This window comes from Arthrobacter sp. MP_M4 (assembly GCF_035984855.1).
GTDB lineage: Bacteria > Actinomycetota > Actinomycetes > Actinomycetales > Micrococcaceae > Arthrobacter.
In genome coordinates this window covers 386264-405640 of record NZ_JAXCHX010000002.1, presented here as the reverse complement: position 1 = coordinate 405640, position 19377 = coordinate 386264, and the positions used below count along the sequence as shown (strand labels likewise).

Annotated in this window: 21 protein-coding genes; 3 read left to right on the top strand and 18 right to left on the bottom strand. The window is 66.9% G+C overall.

The features are described 5' to 3' along the window. Window positions 1-34: 34 nt before the first annotated feature. A complete protein-coding gene (locus RCH15_RS04305; RefSeq protein ID WP_326958361.1) occupies window positions 35-649 on the top strand; it encodes a class I SAM-dependent methyltransferase in 615 nt (204 codons plus the stop codon). Here the strand turns inward: RCH15_RS04305 and dapF are convergent. The 6 genes from dapF to RCH15_RS04275 all read right to left on the bottom strand — a co-directional run bounded on the left by dapF (window position 630) and on the right by RCH15_RS04275 (window position 6397). Next, on the bottom strand, window positions 630-1586 hold the full coding sequence (dapF, locus tag RCH15_RS04300) for a diaminopimelate epimerase (protein WP_326958359.1): 957 nt from the start codon (window positions 1584-1586) through the stop codon (window positions 630-632). The genes RCH15_RS04305 and dapF overlap by 20 nt on opposite strands. 22 nt (window positions 1587-1608) lie before the next feature. After that, window positions 1609-2535, bottom strand: coding sequence for a tRNA (adenosine(37)-N6)-dimethylallyltransferase MiaA (miaA, locus tag RCH15_RS04295; RefSeq protein ID WP_326958513.1), 927 nt, complete (start codon window positions 2533-2535; stop codon window positions 1609-1611). A gap of 33 nt (window positions 2536-2568) precedes the next feature. Next, on the bottom strand, window positions 2569-4134 hold the full coding sequence (miaB, locus tag RCH15_RS04290; protein WP_326958357.1) for a tRNA (N6-isopentenyl adenosine(37)-C2)-methylthiotransferase MiaB: 1566 nt from the start codon (window positions 4132-4134) through the stop codon (window positions 2569-2571). 39 nt (window positions 4135-4173) lie between these two features. Beyond that, complete coding sequence (locus tag RCH15_RS04285) at window positions 4174-4659, bottom strand: regulatory protein RecX (protein WP_326958511.1); 486 nt, start codon at window positions 4657-4659, stop codon at window positions 4174-4176. 208 nt (window positions 4660-4867) lie between these two features. Further along, complete coding sequence (gene recA / locus RCH15_RS04280; RefSeq protein ID WP_326958355.1) at window positions 4868-5920, bottom strand: recombinase RecA; 1053 nt, start codon at window positions 5918-5920, stop codon at window positions 4868-4870. A gap of 258 nt (window positions 5921-6178) precedes the next feature. Further along, window positions 6179-6397 (bottom strand): DUF3046 domain-containing protein, encoded by a 219-nt coding sequence (locus RCH15_RS04275; RefSeq protein ID WP_326958353.1) that lies wholly within the window; start codon window positions 6395-6397, stop codon window positions 6179-6181. Window positions 6398-6441: 44 nt separating this feature from the next. Between RCH15_RS04275 and RCH15_RS04270 the strand changes: the two genes are divergently transcribed. Continuing rightward, complete coding sequence (locus RCH15_RS04270) at window positions 6442-6951, top strand: MarR family winged helix-turn-helix transcriptional regulator (RefSeq protein ID WP_326958351.1); 510 nt, start codon at window positions 6442-6444, stop codon at window positions 6949-6951. Window positions 6952-7058: 107 nt separating this feature from the next. Here RCH15_RS04270 and RCH15_RS04265 read toward each other — a convergent pair whose 3' ends face one another. The 7 genes from RCH15_RS04265 to RCH15_RS04235 form a co-directional block, all read right to left on the bottom strand. After that, on the bottom strand, window positions 7059-7511 hold the full coding sequence (locus tag RCH15_RS04265; RefSeq protein WP_326958349.1) for a helix-turn-helix domain-containing protein: 453 nt from the start codon (window positions 7509-7511) through the stop codon (window positions 7059-7061). A 140-nt stretch (window positions 7512-7651) separates the two neighbouring features. Continuing rightward, complete coding sequence (locus RCH15_RS04260; protein ID WP_326958347.1) at window positions 7652-8200, bottom strand: CinA family protein; 549 nt, start codon at window positions 8198-8200, stop codon at window positions 7652-7654. Further along, entirely contained in the window at window positions 8197-8838 is a 642-nt protein-coding gene (gene pgsA, locus RCH15_RS04255; protein ID WP_326958345.1) for a CDP-diacylglycerol--glycerol-3-phosphate 3-phosphatidyltransferase, read from the bottom strand. Before pgsA ends, RCH15_RS04260 begins: the two co-directional genes overlap by 4 nt. A gap of 9 nt (window positions 8839-8847) precedes the next feature. Next, entirely contained in the window at window positions 8848-11805 is a 2958-nt protein-coding gene (locus RCH15_RS04250; RefSeq protein WP_326958343.1) for an FtsK/SpoIIIE family DNA translocase, read from the bottom strand. 172 nt (window positions 11806-11977) lie between these two features. Further along, the gene (locus RCH15_RS04245; protein ID WP_326958341.1) at window positions 11978-13669 is read right to left on the bottom strand and encodes a ribonuclease J; all 1692 of its coding nucleotides are present in this window, start codon (window positions 13667-13669) and stop codon (window positions 11978-11980) included. Between the two features lie 61 nt (window positions 13670-13730). Further along, window positions 13731-14639 carry a 4-hydroxy-tetrahydrodipicolinate synthase gene (gene dapA / locus RCH15_RS04240; protein WP_326958339.1) on the bottom strand — a complete coding sequence of 303 codons (909 nt, stop codon included), beginning with the start codon at window positions 14637-14639 and terminating at the stop codon, window positions 13731-13733. A gap of 142 nt (window positions 14640-14781) precedes the next feature. Beyond that, window positions 14782-15135 carry a hypothetical protein gene (locus RCH15_RS04235; RefSeq protein ID WP_326958337.1) on the bottom strand — a complete coding sequence of 118 codons (354 nt, stop codon included), beginning with the start codon at window positions 15133-15135 and terminating at the stop codon, window positions 14782-14784. 260 nt (window positions 15136-15395) lie between these two features. Here RCH15_RS04235 and RCH15_RS04230 point away from each other — a divergent pair, with 260 nt between their 5' ends. Next, on the top strand, window positions 15396-16526 hold the full coding sequence (locus RCH15_RS04230) for a heparan-alpha-glucosaminide N-acetyltransferase domain-containing protein (RefSeq protein WP_326958509.1): 1131 nt from the start codon (window positions 15396-15398) through the stop codon (window positions 16524-16526). A 58-nt stretch (window positions 16527-16584) separates the two neighbouring features. Here RCH15_RS04230 and RCH15_RS04225 read toward each other — a convergent pair whose 3' ends face one another. The 5 genes from RCH15_RS04225 to moaC all read right to left on the bottom strand — a co-directional run bounded on the left by RCH15_RS04225 (window position 16585) and on the right by moaC (window position 19373). Next, complete coding sequence (locus RCH15_RS04225) at window positions 16585-17067, bottom strand: hypothetical protein (RefSeq protein WP_326958335.1); 483 nt, start codon at window positions 17065-17067, stop codon at window positions 16585-16587. Between the two features lie 5 nt (window positions 17068-17072). After that, window positions 17073-17831, bottom strand: coding sequence for a 4-hydroxy-tetrahydrodipicolinate reductase (dapB, locus tag RCH15_RS04220; RefSeq protein WP_326958333.1), 759 nt, complete (start codon window positions 17829-17831; stop codon window positions 17073-17075). Window positions 17832-17969: 138 nt separating this feature from the next. Next, a complete protein-coding gene (locus RCH15_RS04215) occupies window positions 17970-18449 on the bottom strand; it encodes a molybdenum cofactor biosynthesis protein MoaE (RefSeq protein WP_326958331.1) in 480 nt (159 codons plus the stop codon). Further along, on the bottom strand, window positions 18439-18951 hold the full coding sequence (locus RCH15_RS04210) for a MogA/MoaB family molybdenum cofactor biosynthesis protein (RefSeq protein WP_326958330.1): 513 nt from the start codon (window positions 18949-18951) through the stop codon (window positions 18439-18441). The genes RCH15_RS04215 and RCH15_RS04210 overlap by 11 nt, the downstream gene beginning before the upstream one ends. Continuing rightward, on the bottom strand, window positions 18948-19373 hold the full coding sequence (gene moaC / locus RCH15_RS04205; protein ID WP_326958506.1) for a cyclic pyranopterin monophosphate synthase MoaC: 426 nt from the start codon (window positions 19371-19373) through the stop codon (window positions 18948-18950). The genes RCH15_RS04210 and moaC overlap by 4 nt, the downstream gene beginning before the upstream one ends. Window positions 19374-19377: the final 4 nt, after the last annotated feature.

Below are 19377 nucleotides of genomic sequence, written 5' to 3'. Positions count from 1 at the left end.
GCCTGAGCCCGGCGGCCAACTAATCTGGGCAGTTATGGAGTCTGCACACTATTTCAGCGCCCAGCCTGCCGGACCGTTCACCCGCAAGCCACTGACGGTGGAGTTGGCCGGCGAACTCCGGCAGCTGCAGACGTCCTCGGCGATCTTCAGCCCTGACGGCGTCGATAAGGGTACTGCGGTGCTGTTGGCCGAAGCCCCGGCCCCCGCGCCGCAGGGCGCCTTGCTGGACATCGGCTGCGGCTGGGGTCCGATCGCGCTGACCATGGCCCTGCGGGCACCGCATTCACACGTCTACGCTGTAGACGTCAACGAGCGATGCGTGACCCTGACCAACGAAAACGCGGGTCTGCTGGGATTGGGGAACGTCACGGCCAGCACCCCCGACGCCATCGACCCGGAGCTCCGCTTCGACACCATCTGGTCCAACCCGCCCATCCGGATCGGCAAAGACGAACTGCATGCCCTGCTGCTCCTGTGGTTGCCCCGGCTCGCGCCGGGCGGCTCGGCCTGGCTCGTGGTGCAGAAGAACCTGGGCTCGGATTCCCTTCAGCGCTGGCTTGCAGCGGAGCTGGACAGCAGCTTCACCGTGACCCGGGAGAGCACCTCGAAGTCTTTCCGGATCCTTCGGGTCAGGAAAGCATCCCACTAGCGACGATGACCGCGGGACCGCTGAGCTCGACGTGCTCGTGGCCCTCCGCACCGAGGAAGAACTTCACCCCGACCACGCCGCCCGGTACGTGGACGTTCCAGACATCGGGCGCGCCCTGGCCGGCCCAATGGCGGATCGCGACGGCCGCGGCGCACGCTCCGGTCCCGCACGACTGCGTCTCCCCCACGCCCCGTTCATGAACACGCATGGTGATAGTTCCTACCCCCTCATGCACCAGGGGTTCCGACGGGACCACGAACTCGACGTTGGTGCCGAGCGGCGGGGCAGGATCAACGTGCGGAGCGCTGAAGAGTTCGGTGGCCTCCAGCTCGGCGAGTTCCGCCAGCGCCACGACGGTGTGCGGGTTTCCCATGCTGACGGACAGGGCCGGCCGCGCGACGTCCAGCCCGGCCGCGCTGACCAGTGAGTCCATGGCCCGGCCGGTGGCTTCGCCGGGGAAAGTGAACTCCCAGGGGCCCATGTCCACGGCGTAGCCGGCAGCAGTGCGGACCACCCGCTTGGCCCCTGCCCGGGTGCCAATGGTCAGTGACTCTCCGGCGGGAAGCTCGAGAAGGCCCTCGGTGACCAGGAAGTGGACAAAGACGCGGACGCCGTTGCCGCACATCTCAGACAGCGAACCGTCACCGTTGCGGTAGTCCATGAACCATGCAGCATCCGGGGTGTGGGCCAAAAGTTCCCGGCCCTCGGCGAGCAGGCGGGACGGCACGGCACGGATCAGTCCGTCTCCGCCGATGCCGCGGTGGCGGTCGCACAGGGCGGCGACCTGTTCAGCGGCGACGTCCAGTGTGCCGTGCGGATCGGCCAGCAGGATGAAGTCGTTGCCCGTGCCGTGGCCTTTGGAAAATTTGAGTCCGCTCAGGGCTGCTGTGTCACCGGATGGGGTGCGGTCAGGGGCCACGGCCAGGGTTTCGTCCATGATCCAAGGTTACCGTTCCGGGTCACCGCGTACCGCCGCTCAGCGCGGCTGCCCGGGCGGGAAGGTCCGGGTCGTGCCAGTCGAGCCAGTGGATGCGGGGATCGGCGCGGAACCAGGTGAGCTGGCGGCGGGCGAACTGCCGGGTGGCAACGATCGTCTCCTCCGCAGCCTGCGCCACTTCCGTTTCGCCGTCGACAACTTTGAGGAACTGGGCGTAGCCGAGGGCGCGCGGGGCGGTCCGGCCGAGCCGAAGCCCGGCGCCGTCGAGCGCCCGGACCTCTTCGAGCAACCCACTGTCCACCATGGTGTGCACGCGGCGGGCGAGACGTTCCCGGAGCTGTGCGCGGTCAACGTCCAGCCCCAGCTGGACTGCCGGTTGGACGTACTCGCGGGTGGGCATGAACGAACTGAAGGGCCGCCCGGTCAGCTCGAACACCTCAAGCGCGCGGACAATCCGCCGCGCGTCGCCGAGCCGGCCGGCGGAGACCGGGTCCACACTTTCCAGCCGCGCCCGCAGAGGCGCAGACCCGCCGCCTGCGAGTTCCTCCTCGAGCCGGCGCCGGATGGCTGGATCGGTACCCGGAAATTCCAGGACGTCCAGTGCAGCACGGACGTACAGCCCGGAACCGCCGGCGAGGATGGCGCGCTTGCCGCGGGCGTGGATGTCGGCGATGAGCGCCCGGGCTTGCTGCTGGAAGTCCGAGACGGACGCTTCCGCGGTCACGTCCAGGATGTCCAGCAGGTGGTGCGGCACTCCCCTGCGGTCGGCGCTGGTGATTTTGGCGGTGCCAATGTCCATGCCGCGGTAGAACTGCATGGAATCGGCGTTGATGACTTCGCCGTCGAGCTCCAGCGCCAGTGCGACGGCGAGATCGGACTTTCCGGAACCGGTTGGCCCGACGACGGCGATCACCGGCGGTCCCGGGAGGGCGTCGTCCGCCGGGGGCAGCTCCGCCGGGAAACCCTGCTGGGCGGACACGGCCTAGCGGCTGCGGATTGGCAGGGTGGGCATGCCCAGGGATACCCCTGTGGTGCCGGAGGTGGACACCGGCGCCGGGGCACCGCAGGAATCCGCCTGGGACCTGTCCCAGGCGTCGCCGGCGCGGGAGCGCCGCAAGCTGTAGTCCTCCGCGGACACAGGATCGGCGACGAGGTGGAAGGCTGCGGCCTCGGTGATGGTTACGGTGACGAGGTCGCCGGGCCGGGGTGCCTCGGCGCCGACAGGCACGGAGAAGTGGACGAGCCGCTGATCCTGGGAGCGGCCGGAGAGCCGGTGCGTCTCCTCGGACTTGCGTCCGGAGTGGGCCGTGACCATAACCTCAACGCGCCGGCCGAGTTGGCGGGCGTTCTCCTCCGCAGCGATCCTGTCCTGCAGGGCAGTCAAGCGTTCGAAGCGCTCCTGCACCACTGCCTTGGGCAGCTGATCAGGCAACTCAGCCGCAGGCGTTCCCGGCCGCTTGGAGTACTGGAACGTGAAAGCGGTGGCGAAGCGGGATTTCTCCACGACGTCGAGCGTTGCCTGAAAGTCCTCCTCTGTCTCGCCCGGGAAGCCAACGATGATGTCCGTGGAAATCGCTGCGTGCGGGATCTTCTCGCGGACCTTGTCCAGAATGCCGAGGAACTTGGTGGATCGATAGGACCGCTTCATGTCCCTGAGGACCTTGTCCGAACCGGACTGCAGCGGCATGTGCAGCTGCGGCATCACGTTCGGGGTTTCCGCCATGGCGTCGATCACGTCGTCAGTGAACGCGGCAGGGTGCGGGCTGGTGAACCGGACCCGCTCGAGGCCGGGAATGTCGCCGCAGGCGCGCAGCAGTTTCGAGAACGCCTGCCGGTCGCCGAATTCCACGCCGTAGGAATTCACGTTTTGGCCCAGCAAGGTCACCTCAATGGCTCCGTCGGCGACGAGGGCCTGGATTTCGGCCAGGATGTCCCCGGGGCGGCGGTCCTTTTCCTTGCCGCGCAAGGCAGGGACGATGCAGAAGGTGCAGGTGTTGTTGCAGCCAACTGAAATGGAAACCCAGCCGGAATAGACCGAGTCCCGCTTGGTGGGCAGCGTGGAGGGGAAGACATCGAGCGACTCGAGGATTTCGAGCTGGGCTTCGTTGTTGTGGCGTGCCCGTTCCAGCAGGGCCGGAAGGGCTCCTACGTTGTGGGTGCCGAACACGGCGTCCACCCACGGTGCCTTCTTGACGATGGTGTCGCGGTCCTTCTGCGCCAGGCAGCCTCCGACGGCGATCTGCATTCCGGGGTTGGCGGCCTTGACCGGCGCCAGCATGCCGAGGTTGCCGTAAAGCTTGTTATCGGCGTTCTCCCGCACGGCACAGGTATTGAAGACCACGACGTCGGCCAGTTCGCCGGCTGCGGGCACGTAGCCGGCGGCTTCAAGCATCCCGGCCATCCGCTCCGAGTCGTGCACGTTCATTTGGCACCCGAACGTGCGCACCTGGTAGGTGCGGGGCTTCGGGAGCCCTGATGCGGCGCCCGACGCTGCATCAGCGGCTGTGGAAGGAGTGGTGGCTGCTGGGGAGGGAATGGTCAAACTCACTCGTTAAGGGTACCGGGTCGACGCGGCGCCGGGGCGTCCTCAGAATTCCGGTTCGGGGCCGGCACCGGGACCGGCCACGGCTTCGTCCAGAATCTCGCCCACGATCCGGAACGCCTGCGCGGGCTGGTAGCCCTTGCGTGCAAGCATCGACGCCAGGCGGCGCGTGGTTTTGTCCCGCTGGGCGCGGTCCTCGAATCCGCTGACGCCCCGGAGTTTGCGTTGGACCAGCTCGCGGGCCGCGGAGGCCTCATCCTCGTCACTGACCTGCTCTAAAGCAACAGCGGCAATCTCCGTATCGATGCCCTTCTCGGCAAGTTCCCGCCGGAGCGCACCTTTGGCAAGCTTGCGGCTCTGCGACCGGGACCGCACCCACAGGTCTGCGAACTCTGCGTCGTCGACAAGTTTCACTTCCTCGAAGCGATCCAGGACGGCCTCGGCGACGTCGCCCGGAACGTTGCGCTCGGTGAGCTTGCGGGCCAGCTGCAGCCGGCTTTTGGGTGAGTTGGTCAGTTGCCGCAGGACAATGGCCCGGGCTACCGCCGCAGGGTCCGCGTCGACGTCCTGTTCGGCGGCAGGACCCGCGCGACGGTTCCCCTTCCCGCGCCGCGTGCCGGGCCGGCGCTCCGGCAGGTCGTCGGACCAATCGTCAGGCCCGATGCCAGGCCCCGCACCGTCGGCAAAGCAGGGGGCAGCGTCCCCTGACGGGGATCCTGCCCCCTGGCGCCGCCGGCTGTTAGAAGCCGTCAACGGCCTTCAGCTTCGGGGATGCCTCGGCCTCGGCGGGAGCCTTCACTCCGACGCCGAGTTTTTCCTTGATCAGCCGTTCCAGCTCGGCAGCCAGCTCCGGGTTGTCCCGCAGGAAGCGGCGGGAGTTTTCCATGCCCTGGCCCAGCTGGTCTCCGTCGTAGGTGAACCATGAGCCGGACTTCTTGATCAGGCCGTGCTCGACGCCCATATCGATGATGCCGCCCTCGCGCGAGATGCCCTGGCCGTAAATGATGTCGAACTCGGCGATCTTGAAGGGCGGCGCCATCTTGTTCTTGACGATCTTGGCCTTGGTACGGTTACCGACCGAGTCCGCGCCCTCTTTCAGGGTCTGGATCCGGCGGACGTCGATGCGGATCGACGCATAGAATTTCAGCGCCTTACCACCGGTGGTGGTCTCCGGCGAGCCGAAGAAGACGCCGATCTTTTCACGCAACTGGTTGATGAAAATGGCGGTGGTCTTGGTCTGGCTCAACCGTCCGGTGATCTTGCGGAGCGCCTGGCTCATCAAGCGTGCCTGCAGGCCCACGTGGCTGTCGCCCATGTCGCCTTCGATTTCGGCGCGGGGAACCAGGGCTGCGACGGAGTCGATGACGATGACGTCAAGGGACCCGGAGCCGATCAGCATGTCCATGATCTCCAGGGCCTGCTCGCCGGTGTCCGGCTGGGAGACCAAGAGCGCGTCGGTGTCGACGCCCAGTTTGGCAGCGTATTCCGGGTCCAGAGCGTGCTCGGCGTCGATGAAGGCGGCGATGCCGCCCAGGCGCTGGGCGTTGGCGACGGCGTGCAGCGCCACTGTGGTCTTACCCGAGGATTCCGGTCCGTAGATTTCCACGACGCGGCCGCGGGGCAGTCCGCCAATTCCGAGGGCGACGTCCAGGGCGATGGAGCCGGTCGGAATGACCTCGATGGGCGCACGGACTTCGTCGCCCAGGCGCATTACCGAGCCTTTGCCGAACTGCTTGTCAATCTGGGCAAGCGCTGCGTCGAGCGCTTTCTGACGATCCGGGGCTGCGGCCATGGTTCACACCTCTAATGCTTTCTCGCTGGAGATGGGCCGTTGCAGGCCCTGTGGAGTGTTCGTGATCAGCGCTGGTGACCAGCGCTGATCACCGTTCGTGATCAGTAGTCATATCAAGTTTGGAAGGAGCATTTCGGTCAGTACTGAAGCTACTGCCACCCACTGACAATGTTGCCCGCCGGCCGCGCGTATGTGGAAAACGCTCTGAAAAAAGCATAGTCCTATCCGAACAGATATTCGAACAATCGGTGCGGCGTGTCAGCGCGGTTTGACGTCCCGGCCCAGCCGGCCCTCCGGCGGCACATCCTGGACCTCGCACAGGGCGAGCCAGACCTGCCGGGGCGCCACACCGGCGCTCAGGGCCTGGTCCGCGGTCCGGCTGCCGACGCCCGCCAGGACCAGGGAGCTGCTGAGAACCCGGGAGTACCCGGCTCCGAATTCATCGTCCATAAGGCGCCAAAAGTCACTGATTCGCACCCCTAGAGTCTCTCACGGTGCGGCGTGACTCTAGAATGGTTGCCATGAGCAACCCCGCCGATGGCCCTGGGATCCCCGGCGGCACTGACGAGCCCACCGACGCGGCGCTGACCGCCGTCGAACACCAGCTGAGCCTGCTGTGGCGCCGTGCGCGTTCGATCTCCCATCACCTCTCCCGCCAGGTACACCCGGACATGGAACCAGCCGCCTACGGCCTGCTCTCTGTCATCCGCCGCCAGGGCGCCATGCGCCTGACGGACCTGGCGTCCAGCATCGGCGTCGGGAAACCGTCGGTGAGCCGGCAGGTCGCCTTGCTCGAACGCCTGGGCCTGGTTTCCAAGGAGGCTGATCCGCTCGACGGCCGGGCTCAGATGATCCGCTTGACGCCCACGGGTGAGGAGAGGATGCACGAGGTGCAGGACGCGCGGCGCGAAGTGTTCCGCGACCGCCTGGGCGAATGGCCGACGTCAGAGCTGCAGAACCTCTCCAGTTCCCTCGCCAGACTCAACGCCACCTACGAGCACGACGGATTCCCGCGGGACGAACCCCGCTAGGGTGTTCCGTCCGGCGGGAGCCCGACCTGCCGGGAACGCAAAAGACGGGGCACGCAAAAGACCCCGGCACACCGCCGGGGTCTTTTGTCGAGTAGTAACGTTGCGGGCTAGCGGGCCCCGGAGAGGAGGCCCGTGGCCAACTCGTCGTTGAGGTCGGCGCTGAGCTCACGGTCCAGGTCACGGCCGTAACGCGCCGCGAACTCCTGCGGGACGGTGTCCGGTACTGCGACTCCCTCGGCGACGGCGACGCGGTCGCTGACTTCGCGGAGCATGCTGGAGAGCGGAACCTCCAGGGCCGAGCAGATCGAGGAGAGAAGCTCGGAGGAGGCTTCCTTCTGGCCGCGTTCCACTTCACTCAGGTAGCCCAGGGAAACTCGGGCACTGTGCGAGACTTCGCGGAGGGTACGGCCTTGGCGTTGGCGGACATCGCGCAGTACATCACCAATTTCGTGACGAAGTACAACCATCTTGCGCTCCTTCTGTTCGCTCTTAGCCTGATCGGCGAGGCCCACATCCTTCCAGCGGACAACGCCGTTAACGGATACGGGCTGCTTTACCATCTGTATCGCCTTGCTCCCTCTTTGAGTCGGGCCCGCTGGTCAGAGCGGACACTGATGATGCTTTCATCCTAGGCGCCTCCTTTATTCGGAGGCGACACAATGTAACAACTAACAGGAATCATGTTTTGTTCCCGGCAACTTTACGCTCCGGTAGCCTTCGGGGCCAGGGCTTCGAGCAGGCGTTCCAACGCCGCGGCACACGCCTGTCCGCGGATTTCCGGCCGGCTGCCCGCAAAGCTGTAGCCGTACGCCGTCGAGCCGTCCGCGGTGGCGACGCCGATGTACACGGAGCCGACGTCCTTGCCGGCGTGCGGCTCGGGTCCGGCGACGCCCGTGGTGGAAATCCCGATGTCGGCACCGCAGATCCTGCGGGCCCCCTCAGCCATGGCCTCGGCAACCCGTCCATCGACGGCTCCGACGGTGTCCAGCAGTTCCATGGAAACGCCCAGCACGTCGGCCTTGACACTGTTCTGGTAGGACACGACGCCGCCCTGGAGCATTCCGGATGCGCCGGGCGTGTCCGCCAGCACGGCGGCGAGCATGCCGGCGGTAAGGGATTCGGCCGTGGCGACCGTGACGCCGAGGCCGGCGGCCCCGGTGACGGCTTGTTCGGCCAGGTGGTGCAGGTTGGTCGCATGGTGCGCAGTGGTCGCGGGAGGCCGCTCGTCGGAGCGGTGGAGACTGGTCATGGCCTGCCTTCCTGGGTGTTTTGCTGCCGGGTCCGGATGCCGCTGGCCCGCAGTTTGAGGGCTTCGACAACGTATTCGCCGCCGGTCCAGACGGTGATCGCCAGGGCCGCCATCATGACGGCAAAGGCCACCCCTCCCAGCCACGGCGCGACCGAGGCAAGCGGAAGTACGTAGAGGAAGATCGCGACGGTCTGGATGACGGTTTTGAGTTTGCCCCCGCGGGACGCGGGCATCACGCCGTAGCGGATCACGAAGAAGCGCAGCGCGGTGACACCCCATTCGCGGACCAGGATCAGGATCGTCACCCACCAGGGCAGCTCCTGCAGCACCGAAAGCATCACCAGCGCCGAACCAATAAGGAGCTTGTCCGCGATGGGGTCAGCAATTTTGCCGAAGTCGGTGATGAGGCCGCGGCTGCGGGCGATGTCGCCGTCGAGTTTGTCCGTGTAGATTGCCACGGCGAAGGTCGCCGCGGCAACCCAACGCCACAGGCCGTTCTGGGCCGCCAGTCCGGGCGCATCAAGGATGAGGAACCAGACGAAGAACGGCACCATGACGATCCGCAGCATCGTGAGGACGTTTGGCAGGTTCCAGATCCGAGGCGGGGATCCGGGTCTGTTTGCTTCGGCGCTAGTCACTTTCCTAGGCTACCGTCCGGTGAGCGACCAGGCGTCCTCGGACCCGTTGTCATCGTCGTCAGGGCCGCCTCCGGAGTTTGCGTCGGAGCCGTCGTAGTACTCCTTGTTCTGGCTTCGGCGGTCCAGGTCAGAAGCCACGAGGTCCTCCGCGTAGCCGCCCTGGGCGATGTTGGCGTTGGCGTTCTCGCTCAGTGCCGCGGTTTGGGAATCGGTGGTGGCGGGCACTTCCATGCCCTTCATAGCGGCGAGCACTGTCGCCAGGTCATCGGGCTTGACCAGGACATCGCGGGCCTTCGAGCCCTCGGAGGGTCCCACCACGCCGCGGGATTCGAGCAGGTCCATGAGCCTGCCGGCCTTCGCGAAGCCGACCCGCAACTTGCGCTGCAGCATCGAGGTGGAACCGAACTGGGTGGTCACTACAAGCTCGGTGGCCTGCAGCAGCACCTCAAGATCATCGCCGATGTCGTCATCGATCTGCTTCTTCGGAGCCTCGGGGGCGACGTCGTCACGGTAGACGGCCTTGAGCTGGCCCTTGACGTGCTCCACCACTTTATGGATTTCCGATTCAGTCACCCAGGCACCCTGGACGCGCATGGCCTTGGATGCACCCATGGGCAGGAACAAGGCGTCGCCCTGGCCAATCAGCTTCTCGGCGCCCGGCTGGTCAAGGACCACGCGGGAATCCGTGACCGAGGACGTAGCGAACGCCATCCTCGAGGGCACGTTGGCCTTGATCAGGCCGGTGACGACGTCGACTGAGGGCCGCTGGGTGGCGAGCACCAGGTGGATGCCGGCGGCGCGGGCCAGTTGGGTGATCCGGACAATCGAGTCCTCGACGTCGCGCGGGGCGACCATCATCAGGTCGGCGAGTTCGTCCACGATCACCAGCAGGTACGGGTACGGCCGGATGACCCGCTTGGAACCCTCCGGCGCGTGGACCTTGCCGGCCCGCACCGCCTTGTTGAAGTCGTCGATGTGCTTGAAGCCGTAGTTGGCGAGGTCGTCGTAGCGGGCGTCCATTTCGCGGACTACCCACTGCAGGGCCTCGGCGGCTTTCTTCGGGTTGGTGATGATCGGGGTGATCAGGTGCGGGACGCCCTCGTACGCGGTGAGTTCCACGCGCTTGGGGTCCACCATGACCATCCGGACCTCGTCGGGGGTGGCACGCATCAGGATGGAGGTGATCATGGCGTTCACGAACGCCGACTTGCCGGCGCCCGTGGCGCCCGCGACGAGCAGGTGCGGCATCTTGGCGAGGTTCGCCACGACGTAGCCGCCCTCGACGTCCTTGCCGACGCCGATCACCATGGGGTGTTCAGTCCGCCGGGCATTCTGGCTGCGCAGCACGTCCCCCAGGGACACGGTTTCACGGTCCGTGTTGGGAATTTCAATGCCGATGGCGGACCGGCCGGGGATGGGGCTCAGGATGCGCACATCCGAGCTGGCGACGGCGTAGGAGATGTTCTTGGAGAGTGCGGTAACGCGCTCCACCTTGGTACCCGGAGACAGCTCGATTTCATAGCGGGTCACGGTGGGACCGCGGCTGAAGCCGGTGACCTGGGCCTCGACGTTGAACTGGTTAAGGGTTTCGGTCAACGAGGCAACAATTGCGTCGTTGGCTTCCGTGCGCTCCTTGGGAATGGAACCCGGGGTCAGGACGTCCGACGCCGGCAGTGTGTACGTCACGTCGCCGGCCAGGGACAGCTGCTCGGTCCTTTGCGGGATGGGAGTGGGCGCCGGGGCGGGCGCGACGGGGTTGGAAGGCACCTTGGACGCGGCAGCCACCGCGGCCGGGCCCGGTGCCGGCGCGGCCGGGTTCAATGACCCTGCGGCCACCATTCCCGGGGTGACGAGCGGGATGGCTTCGGTGGCGTTCTCCTTCGCCGAACCGCCGGCACTCCCCAGCCCCTGGGCGGCCTTGATCTTCTCGACGGCGATCTCCGCCTGCGTGGGCCGGCGCACGCCGGGCTTGAGGGACGGGGCGTCTTTGCCGCCCTTGCCCGCCCGGGCGGCCTCGGCTTCCTCATCCGCGATGAGTGCCCGTTCGAAGGCCTCGTCGCCGACGTAGCCTTCGAGTCCGGGGTCCTCCTCCTGCTCTTTGCCGAAGAGGCGGCGGCGCTTCTTCTTCGCCGGAGCCGGGGAATCGTTCTCGTAGAGGTAGCTGCGGTCATGGGCGCCGGAGTCGGAGCCGGCATGCTGATCCTGCAGGTCGATGCCCATGAGGTGTTCGTAAGCCTCCCGCAACCGGGAAGGGATGGCACCGAACGGCGTCGCCGTGACGATCAGCAGTGACGTGAAAGCCAGCAGGCCATAGACGGCCAGCGGGACGGCGGGGTGCAACGCCGCCAGGGGCGCCGCGGCGAGGTAGCCGAGCATACCGCCGGCGCGGCGCAGCCCGTCGAATCCCTCGGCAACGCTCGGTTCCCCGCCAATGACGTGGGCCAGGCCCGACCCGGCGAACGTCATGATCAGGAAGCCGATGCCGATCCGGTTGTTCCCGCGCCCGTCCACGGGCTGACGGAACAGCCGGACGGCGCAGACAAACAGCATGAGCGGCAGCAGCAGCGACATCCAGCCAAAGGTTCCGTTGACGATTCCGTAGACCATGTCCGGGAACCAGCCCTGGAACCCCCACCAGGCGAAGGTGGCGACGAAGACTCCGAGCGCCAGGTTGAAGAGGGCTGCGCCATCGCGGCGGTCCCCGGGGGCAAGATCGCTGACGTCGTAACCGATCCGGCGTACGCCCGCTCCGACGACGTGCGCGACGCCCAGCCAGGCTCCCGCGGCAGCCCGGACCAGCCAGGGCTGTTGGGGTTCGACGACGGCCAGCTGGCGGGTACGCGCTGTGCCCGCCGTTCCCGGGGCCTTGCTGGTTTTGGACGCAGCGGAGCCGGAGCCCCGGACCGAAGAGCTGCCTGATTTACCGCTGGGGTTTCCCCTAGGCGCGGAGGAAGTACGTGTCGCCATACCCGCTACGGTACCCGACACCGGACCGAAAACCCCGGATTTTCGGGCCTTCGCGGGGTCCATGTTGCCGGCCGGAAACGCAAAACGGCCCTTCCGGTCCGCCGCAAGCAGGAGCCTGCAGCAGGCCGGAAAGGCCGTCGGTGTGCCACAGAAGCGCTGGGGCCGCCAGGGCCTACGCCTCCAGGACCACCGGGATGATCAAGGGCTTGCGGCGGAGCTTGCGGTTGACCCAGGTGCCCACCACACGGCGGACAACCTGCTGGAGCTGGTGCGTGGTGTGGTCCGTGCGGTTGAGAACGGCTTCTTCCAGGGCGGCGTTGATCTTGGGGATGATCTCGTCGAAGACCGAGTCGTCCTCAGCCACGCCGCGGGCGTGGATCTCCGGACCGGAGACCACCTTGCCGGTGGCGCGGTGGATCACAGTGATGATGGAGATGAAACCTTCATCACCGAGCGTCTGCCGGTCCTTGAGGTCGGATTCGGTGACCTCGCCGACACTGGAGCCGTCCACGTAGACGAAGCCGACTTCCACCTGGCCGACGATGTCCGCCTGGTGGTCGCGAAGGTCGATGACCGTGCCGTTGTCCGCCAGGAGGATGCTCTCTTCGGGGACACCGGAGTCCAGGGCAATCCTGCCATTGGCGATCAGGTGGCGGGTTTCGCCGTGAACCGGCATCGCGTTGAGCGGCTCAAGGATGTTGTAGCAGTACAGCAGCTCCCCCGCGGCGGCGTGGCCGGAGACGTGTACCTTGGCAGTTCCCTTGTGGATGACGTCGGCGCCGAGCTTCAGCAGGCCGTTGATGATGCGGTACACGGCGTTCTCGTTGCCCGGGATCAGGCTGGAGGCGAGGATGACGGTGTCGCCCGGGCCGACGACTACGCGGTGGTCACCGTTGGCCATCCGGGACAGGGCTGCCATCGGCTCGCCCTGCGAGCCGGTGGACATCAGTACCACGCGGTTGTCCGGCAGGTTGTCGATGTTCTTGATGTCGACCAGGAGGCCCGGCGGCACGTCGAGGTAGCCGAGCTTCTCGGCGATCGCCATGTTGCGGACCATCGACCGGCCGACGAACGCGACCTTGCGGTTGTGGTTTGCGGCGGCATCGAGGACCTGCTGGACGCGGTGCACGTGGGAGGAGAAGGAGGCGACGATCAGGCGCTTGGAGGCCTGGCCGAAGAGCCGGTCCAGGGTGGGACCAATTTCCTTCTCCGCTGTGGTGAACCCGGGGACGTCGGCGTTCGTGGAGTCCGACATGAACAAGTCCACGCCTTCCTCGCCCAGCTTCGCGAAGTGGCGGAGGTCGGTGATGCGGCCGTCCAGCGGCAGCTGATCCATCTTGAAGTCACCGGTGTGCAGCACGGTGCCGCCGGAGGTGCGGAGGAACACGGCAAGAGCATCGGGGATCGAGTGGTTGACGGCCACGAATTCACATTCGAACGGACCGAACTTCTGCACCTGGCCTTCGGTGACGGTCTGGGTGACCGGCTTGATCCGGTGCTCCAGCAGTTTCGCCTCAATGAGAGCCAGCGTCAGCCGGGAACCCACCACGGGAATGTCCGCGCGCAGGCGCAGCAGGTAGGGAACGGCCCCGATGTGGTCCTCGTGGCCGTGGGTCAGGACGACGGCCACGATGTCGTCGACGCGGTTCTTGATGTAAGAGAAATCAGGCAGGATCAAGTCGACGCCGGGCTGGGTTTCCTCCGGGAAGAGGACACCGCAGTCGACGATGAGCAGCTTGCCGTCGATCTCGAAAACGGTCATGTTGCGGCCGATCTCCCCCAGTCCACCGAGCGGAACAATCCGCAGGGTGTCCTTGAGCAGTTTCGGCGGCGTGACAAGGCCGGGAAGGGCAGTTTGGGTCATAATGCACTACTTTCCAGGCGGTTGCCGGCGGGATTTTTTCTCATCAGGATCAAACACCTGATCAGGAAAAGACCATGCCGGCTTCCGCCAAGTCCTCGCGGATGGTTTCGGTCTCGGCGTCGTCCGGCTCCACGAGGGGCAAACGGACAACCGAGTTGGGCAGGACTCCCTGCCACTTAAGAACTTGCTTCGCAGCAACAGCACCCTGGATATGGGTCATCACTGCACGGACCACGGGGTCCAGTTCGAAATGTATGGTGCGGGCGGTGGCGAAATCGCCCGCGAGTGCGGCGTCAATCATGGCGCGGAACTGCTTCGTCGCGACATGCGCGGTGACGCTGACAAGACCGGCCGCACCGGCAGCCATCCACGGCAGCGTCAGCCCGTCATCGCCGGAATAAACATCCAGGTCGGTGTTGGCGAGGACGCGGGTAATGGCAGCAAAGTCTGCCTTAGCGTCCTTGAGCGCAACGATGTTCCGGTGGTCCGCGAGCCGGATCATGGTCTCGGGCAGGATCGGCACGCAGGACCGGCCCGGGATGTCGTACACCATGACGGGGAGGTCGGCGGCGTCGGCGACAGCTTCAATGTGGGCCCGGATACCGGCCTGGCTGGGCTTGTTGTAATACGGGGTGACGATCAGCTGCCCATGGGCTCCGGCCTTGGCGGCGCGTTTGGCCATCTCGATGGAGTGGGAGGTGTGGTTGGTGCCGGTACCGGCAATGACCTTGGCCCGGTCCCCCACGGCTTCGACGACCACCCTGAAGAGCTTTTCCTTCTCGTCGTCTTCCAACGTGGAAGTCTCCCCTGTGGTCCCGGAGATGACAAGGGCGTCATGGCCGTCGTCGACCAGCTTGTTGGCCAGCTCGGCGTTCCGCTGGTAGTCGACCTCGCCGTCGGACGTAAAGGGCGTGACCATGGCGGTCACGAGGGATCCGAACGTAAAAGAGCGGGAGGGAGAGTCAGCCATATGAAAAACGTTACCCTGTCCCCGGCGTGTTCCGACAATGCGGCCACGTGATGAAGGTCAAGCCCGCCGTGGCCACTGCCTCCGTCCTGCCCCTGCCCTGCCTCCCTTCCGGCGCCGGGCCGGCCCGGCAGGGAGCGAAACCCTACCCGCCGGGCGGTGGGGCGCAGTAGCGGCCGACGGCCGTTTGGCGCAGGGCCTCCGCCCACGCAGCGAGCCGCTGGGCGGCCCGGACGTAGTGGAAAAGCTCGGTGGGCGTGAGGGACTCCAGGTCCGTCTCCGCCAGCCGGCGGGCCAGTTCGGCCCCTGGCGCCTGCGCCGACAGGGCTTTCCCTTCACACTGCCACTGGACATCCTCGGCCGATTTGCCAGCCACCAGTTGCCGGAAGAGGAAGTCCACGACGCCGGGGCTCAAGGCCTTGAGGACTCCGGAGGGGTCCGGGGCGCACGGGTCCGGCCGCGTGGACCCCGGAAAGAGGGGCTCTGGTGTGTTGGTCATGGGCCCATAGTATTCGAACATATATTCGAACACAAGGGTGCCGGAGACGCCCTTCCGGACAGATCCCCGGTAGCCGGACATGAGAACATCGAGGCATGACTCCCCGCGACACGGCATCCTTCCCCCGGCCGGCCCGGAACAGGAGCGGCCCCGGGGGCGGGTCCGGAAGGTCCGGGGGAAACGGCGGCCGCAACCCGGGCCGCAGGTCCGGAACCCGGCTGTCAGGCATCGACGCCGCCCGCGGACTGGCCCTCCTGGGCATGATGGCCACTCACGTGCTTCCCACCTTCGAATCCAACCCGCAACTGACCCCCACCTGGGTGGGTCTGGTATTTTCCGGACGGGCCTCCGCCCTGTTCGCCGTGCTCGCAGGAATAGGGCTGGCGTTAGCCACCGGCAAACAGGAGCCGTTCCAGGGCCCGCAGCTGTGGGCGGCGCGCCGCGGAGTCGCGCTCCGGGCGCTCGTGGTCGCCGCCGTGGGGCTTTCCCTTGGCGGGCTTGAGGTGAACATCGCCATCATCCTGGTCCATTACGCCGTGTTGTTCCTGTGCATCCTGCCATTTCTCGGGTTGGACGCCCGGCACCTGCTGGTCCTTGCCGCGGGCTGGGTCCTTGTCACTCCGGCGGTCGCTTTTCTTCTGCGGCCATGGCTCCTCACCGCCACGCCGGCCCTGCAACTGGGCCACAACCCGCAGTGGGAGGATCTGTCCACCCCCGCCGTGCTGCTCGGAGACCTCTTCCTGACCGGCTACTACCCCGTGTTCCAGTGGATCGCCTACCTGTTGATCGGGCTCGCGATAGGCCGGCTGGCCCTGACGACGGCGGCAGTCCCGGCGCTGCTGCTGGCAGCGGGAACCGCCGTGGCGGTCCTGGCCCGGTGGTTCAGCCTGGTGATGATGGAGGATTGGGGCGGCCGGGCAGCGCTCCAGGCGTCCCTGCTGAAGCCCTCGTATCCGCTGGAAAGCCTCCTGCAAGTGAACCTGGCCGGCGTGGATCAAACCGGTTCCGCCTGGTGGCTCGCCTCCAGCGCGCCGCACTCCGGTACCACCCTTGACTTGCTCCACACCTCCGGCGTGGCTGCCGCTGTCGTCGGAACGTGCCTGCTGCTGGGCCGGCTGGCGGAGCGGATCCGGGCGGACCTGCTGCTTCCGTTGCGGGGCGCCGGTGCCATGACCCTGAGCCTCTACACGGCCCACCTGTGCGTGATGGCCTCCCTCTACGGCCAGCCCTTGCCGTCCGGCTGGACACTTGAGGGCGTGTACTGGGCGCAGGCCCTGGCGCTGTTGGCCATCGGCGGCATCGTGGCAGCCCTGGGCTGGCGCGGACCGCTGGAGTGGGTGGCGCACGCCGCAAACCACCTCGGCCGCTATCAGCCTGCCCGCGTCCGCTGACCGCGGAACGCGCCGCCGTGCTTTCGCTGAGCAGCCGCGGCGGTCCCCGAAGTCGACCTCAGCCCCGGCGGGAACCGGTGCGGTAGAGCCGGACGGCGTCGCGCATCGAGGCCCGCGCCCGCTTGCGGTCGCCTGCGGCGTCGTAGGCGCAGCTAAGCCGGAACCAGGAGCGCCAGTCCTCCGGTGCCGCCTCGGTCTCCGTGCGGTATTTCTCGAACTCCCGGTCCGCGGCTTCGCGGATGATCCGTCCCGCTGGCGTGCGCGGCAGATTGTCCTCGGGCAGGCCGCCCTCTGCCTCGAGGATCTTTGCCAGCCGTTCCGTCCGGGCACCAAAGAGCAGCTCACGGACCAGGGCCCAGGCGCCGACCACGGGCAGGAGCAGGTACGCCACGCCGAGTGCCTTAGCCACCGGATTTGCGTCCGTCATCAGCAGCATCGAGCGCTGCACGGACACCACGAGGTAGAAGACGAGGAGCAGCGTGACGGCACCGACCCAGATTTTGGTGCGGTTTGCTTTGAAGGCGGTGAGGACGTTGGCCACGGCGCTCAGAGTCCCAGGTCCAGGTAGCCGTCCAGGCCTACGGTGAGGCCGGGGTTCGCAGCTACGCTGCGGACACCGAGCAACACGCCGGGCATGAACGAGGCCCGGTCGAAGGAGTCATGCCGGAGGGTCAGCTGCTCGCCCGGACCGCCCAACAGAACTTCCTGGTGCGCCACGAGACCGCGGAGACGGACGCTGTGGACGCGGACGCCGTCGACGTCGCAGCCGCGCGCGCCAGGGCGCCCGCTCCTGGTGGCATCGGGGCTGGGCGGAAGGCCGGCGGCTGCGCGTTCGGCGGAGATCAGCTGCGCGGTGCGCACTGCGGTTCCGGACGGAGCGTCCACCTTTTCCGGGTGGTGCAGTTCGATAATTTCCGCCGATTCGAAGTAGCGGGAGGCTTTGGCGGCGAACGCCGAGGCGAGCACCGAGCCGAGCGCGAAGTTCGGCGCAATCAGCACACCCACCCCGGGCTGGCCGGTGAGGAGCTCCTCGAGCCGGGCCAGCCGCTGCTCATCCCAGCCCGTCGTCCCCACGACGGCGTGCATGCCGTGTTCGACGGCGAAGGTGACATTCGCTTCGGTGCTTTCCGGGACCGTCAGGTCCACCACCACCCGCGCACCGGCGTCGACGAGGGTTTCCAGGGAGTCGTTCCGGCCCAGAGCGGCGACAAGCTTGAGGTCTGCGGCCGCCTCGACGGCCTGCACGGCCTCGGCGCCCATCCGCCCGGTGGCGCCCAGCACGGCGACTGCGAGTTGTTCAATCATGCCATCCACCCTACCGCCGGGCCCGGCGCCCGCTTGAACCGGGACAACGCGTTACGAGCCGGTGACGACAATGCAGGCACCAGCGCAGGGCGGGGCGGAAAGTGCCCGGGGTTGGGCCGCAGGCGGTGCCCGGGAGGACTAGGCGCCCGCCCCGACCCACTCGACACTGCCGTCCGTGAAGAACTGTTCCTTCCAGATCGGAACCTGGTCCTTGATCCGGTCCACCAGTTCCGAACATACCGCGAAGGCCTGACCGCGGTGCGCTGCCGCGACAGCGCAAACCAGCGCCGGGTCACCGATCTCCAGCATCCCGATCCGGTGGGCCACCCAGATCCGCACCGGCTGTTCCGGCACGCCGGTACCGGCGGGTGGGCGGCCGGCCACCTGTTCGGAGACGAGCTGCGCGACGACATCGGCCATCACCTGGTGCGCGGTGGGGTGCGCGCTGTAACTGAGCCGCTGGACGGGTTTGCCGCCGTCGTGGTTCCGGACCACCCCGCTGAAGCTGACCACTGCACCGGCAGTGTCCGATTCGACGGCAGCGATGGCGTGGTCCACGGAAATGGGGTCGGCACTGAGTACCGCGGTGACCACTTCAAAGGTTGAGTCAATGCCCATGGCCGCCCTCCAACTGGTCGCACAGGTGTCCCAGGATGGAGTCCAGCACGCTGAGCCCATCCATGACGCCTTTGGGAGATCCGGGAAGGTTGATGATGAACGTCCGGCCCGCAGCCCCCGCGTGGCCCCGGCTCAGCATCGCCATCGGGGTCTTGGTCAGTCCGGCGGCCCGGATGCCCTCCATGATGCCCGGAATTTCCCGGTCCAGCAGGGGCAGGGTCTGTTCCGGAGTGGCGTCCGTGGGGCTAAGGCCGGTGCCGCCGCTGGTGATGATGACAGCCGGCGCCTGGGTCAGCAGCGCGCGCAGGGACGCACCCACGGCGTCGCCGTCCGGAACCACCATGGCCGGATAGGTCTCGAAGCCATGTTCGGTGAGCCAGTCGATGATCACGGGACCGGTCAGGTCCTCGTAGATTCCGGCCGCGGCGCGGGTGGAGGCGATGACGACGCCGGCCTTCCGCCCGGTGGCTTCACCGTGACGGTGTGGTTCGGGCATGCTCATAGTTTCCAGTCCCCGCTCTTGCCGCCGCTCTTGGCCAGCACCTTGATATCGGTCAGGACCGCGTGCTTGTCCACGGCCTTGATCATGTCGTACACGCTGAGGGCGGCCACGGAGGCTGCGGTCAGCGCTTCCATTTCGACGCCGGTAACCCCGCGGGTCTTCACCGTGGCGAACACGGTGACCGAGTCGGCGTCGAGCTCAAAGTCGACGGTGACCTTGGCGATCGGCAGCGGGTGGCAAAGCGGGATCAAGTCCGGGGTTTTCTTGGCGGCCAGGATGCCGGCGACCCGGGCGACAGCCAGGGCATCGCCTTTGGGCAGGTCTCCGCTGCCGAGGAGCACCAGGACCTCCTCCGTGCTGCGGACTGTGGCGGTGGCGGTGGCCTCGCGGGTGCTTTCGGCCTTGTTGGACACGTCCACCATCTGG

Coding starts and splice junctions, on each gene's coding strand:
- RCH15_RS04230 (WP_326958509.1), top strand. CDS start 15,396: ATGATGGCCACTCACGTGCTTCCCACCTTCGAATCCAACCCGCAACTG.
- RCH15_RS04270 (WP_326958351.1), top strand. CDS start 6,442: ATGAGCAACCCCGCCGATGGCCCTGGGATCCCCGGCGGCACTGACGAG.
- moaC (WP_326958506.1), bottom strand. CDS start 19,373: ATGGTGGACGTGTCCAACAAGGCCGAAAGCACCCGCGAGGCCACCGCC.
- RCH15_RS04245 (WP_326958341.1), bottom strand. CDS start 13,669: ATGACCCAAACTGCCCTTCCCGGCCTTGTCACGCCGCCGAAACTGCTC.
- recA (WP_326958355.1), bottom strand. CDS start 5,920: ATGGCCGCAGCCCCGGATCGTCAGAAAGCGCTCGACGCAGCGCTTGCC.
- dapF (WP_326958359.1), bottom strand. CDS start 1,586: ATGGACGAAACCCTGGCCGTGGCCCCTGACCGCACCCCATCCGGTGAC.
- RCH15_RS04260 (WP_326958347.1), bottom strand. CDS start 8,200: ATGACCAGTCTCCACCGCTCCGACGAGCGGCCTCCCGCGACCACTGCG.
- RCH15_RS04265 (WP_326958349.1), bottom strand. CDS start 7,511: ATGGTAAAGCAGCCCGTATCCGTTAACGGCGTTGTCCGCTGGAAGGAT.
- RCH15_RS04215 (WP_326958331.1), bottom strand. CDS start 18,449: ATGGGCATTGACTCAACCTTTGAAGTGGTCACCGCGGTACTCAGTGCC.
- dapA (WP_326958339.1), bottom strand. CDS start 14,639: ATGGCTGACTCTCCCTCCCGCTCTTTTACGTTCGGATCCCTCGTGACC.
- dapB (WP_326958333.1), bottom strand. CDS start 17,831: ATGATTGAACAACTCGCAGTCGCCGTGCTGGGCGCCACCGGGCGGATG.
- RCH15_RS04235 (WP_326958337.1), bottom strand. CDS start 15,135: ATGACCAACACACCAGAGCCCCTCTTTCCGGGGTCCACGCGGCCGGAC.
- RCH15_RS04250 (WP_326958343.1), bottom strand. CDS start 11,805: ATGGCGACACGTACTTCCTCCGCGCCTAGGGGAAACCCCAGCGGTAAA.
- RCH15_RS04305 (WP_326958361.1), top strand. CDS start 35: ATGGAGTCTGCACACTATTTCAGCGCCCAGCCTGCCGGACCGTTCACC.
- RCH15_RS04210 (WP_326958330.1), bottom strand. CDS start 18,951: ATGAGCATGCCCGAACCACACCGTCACGGTGAAGCCACCGGGCGGAAG.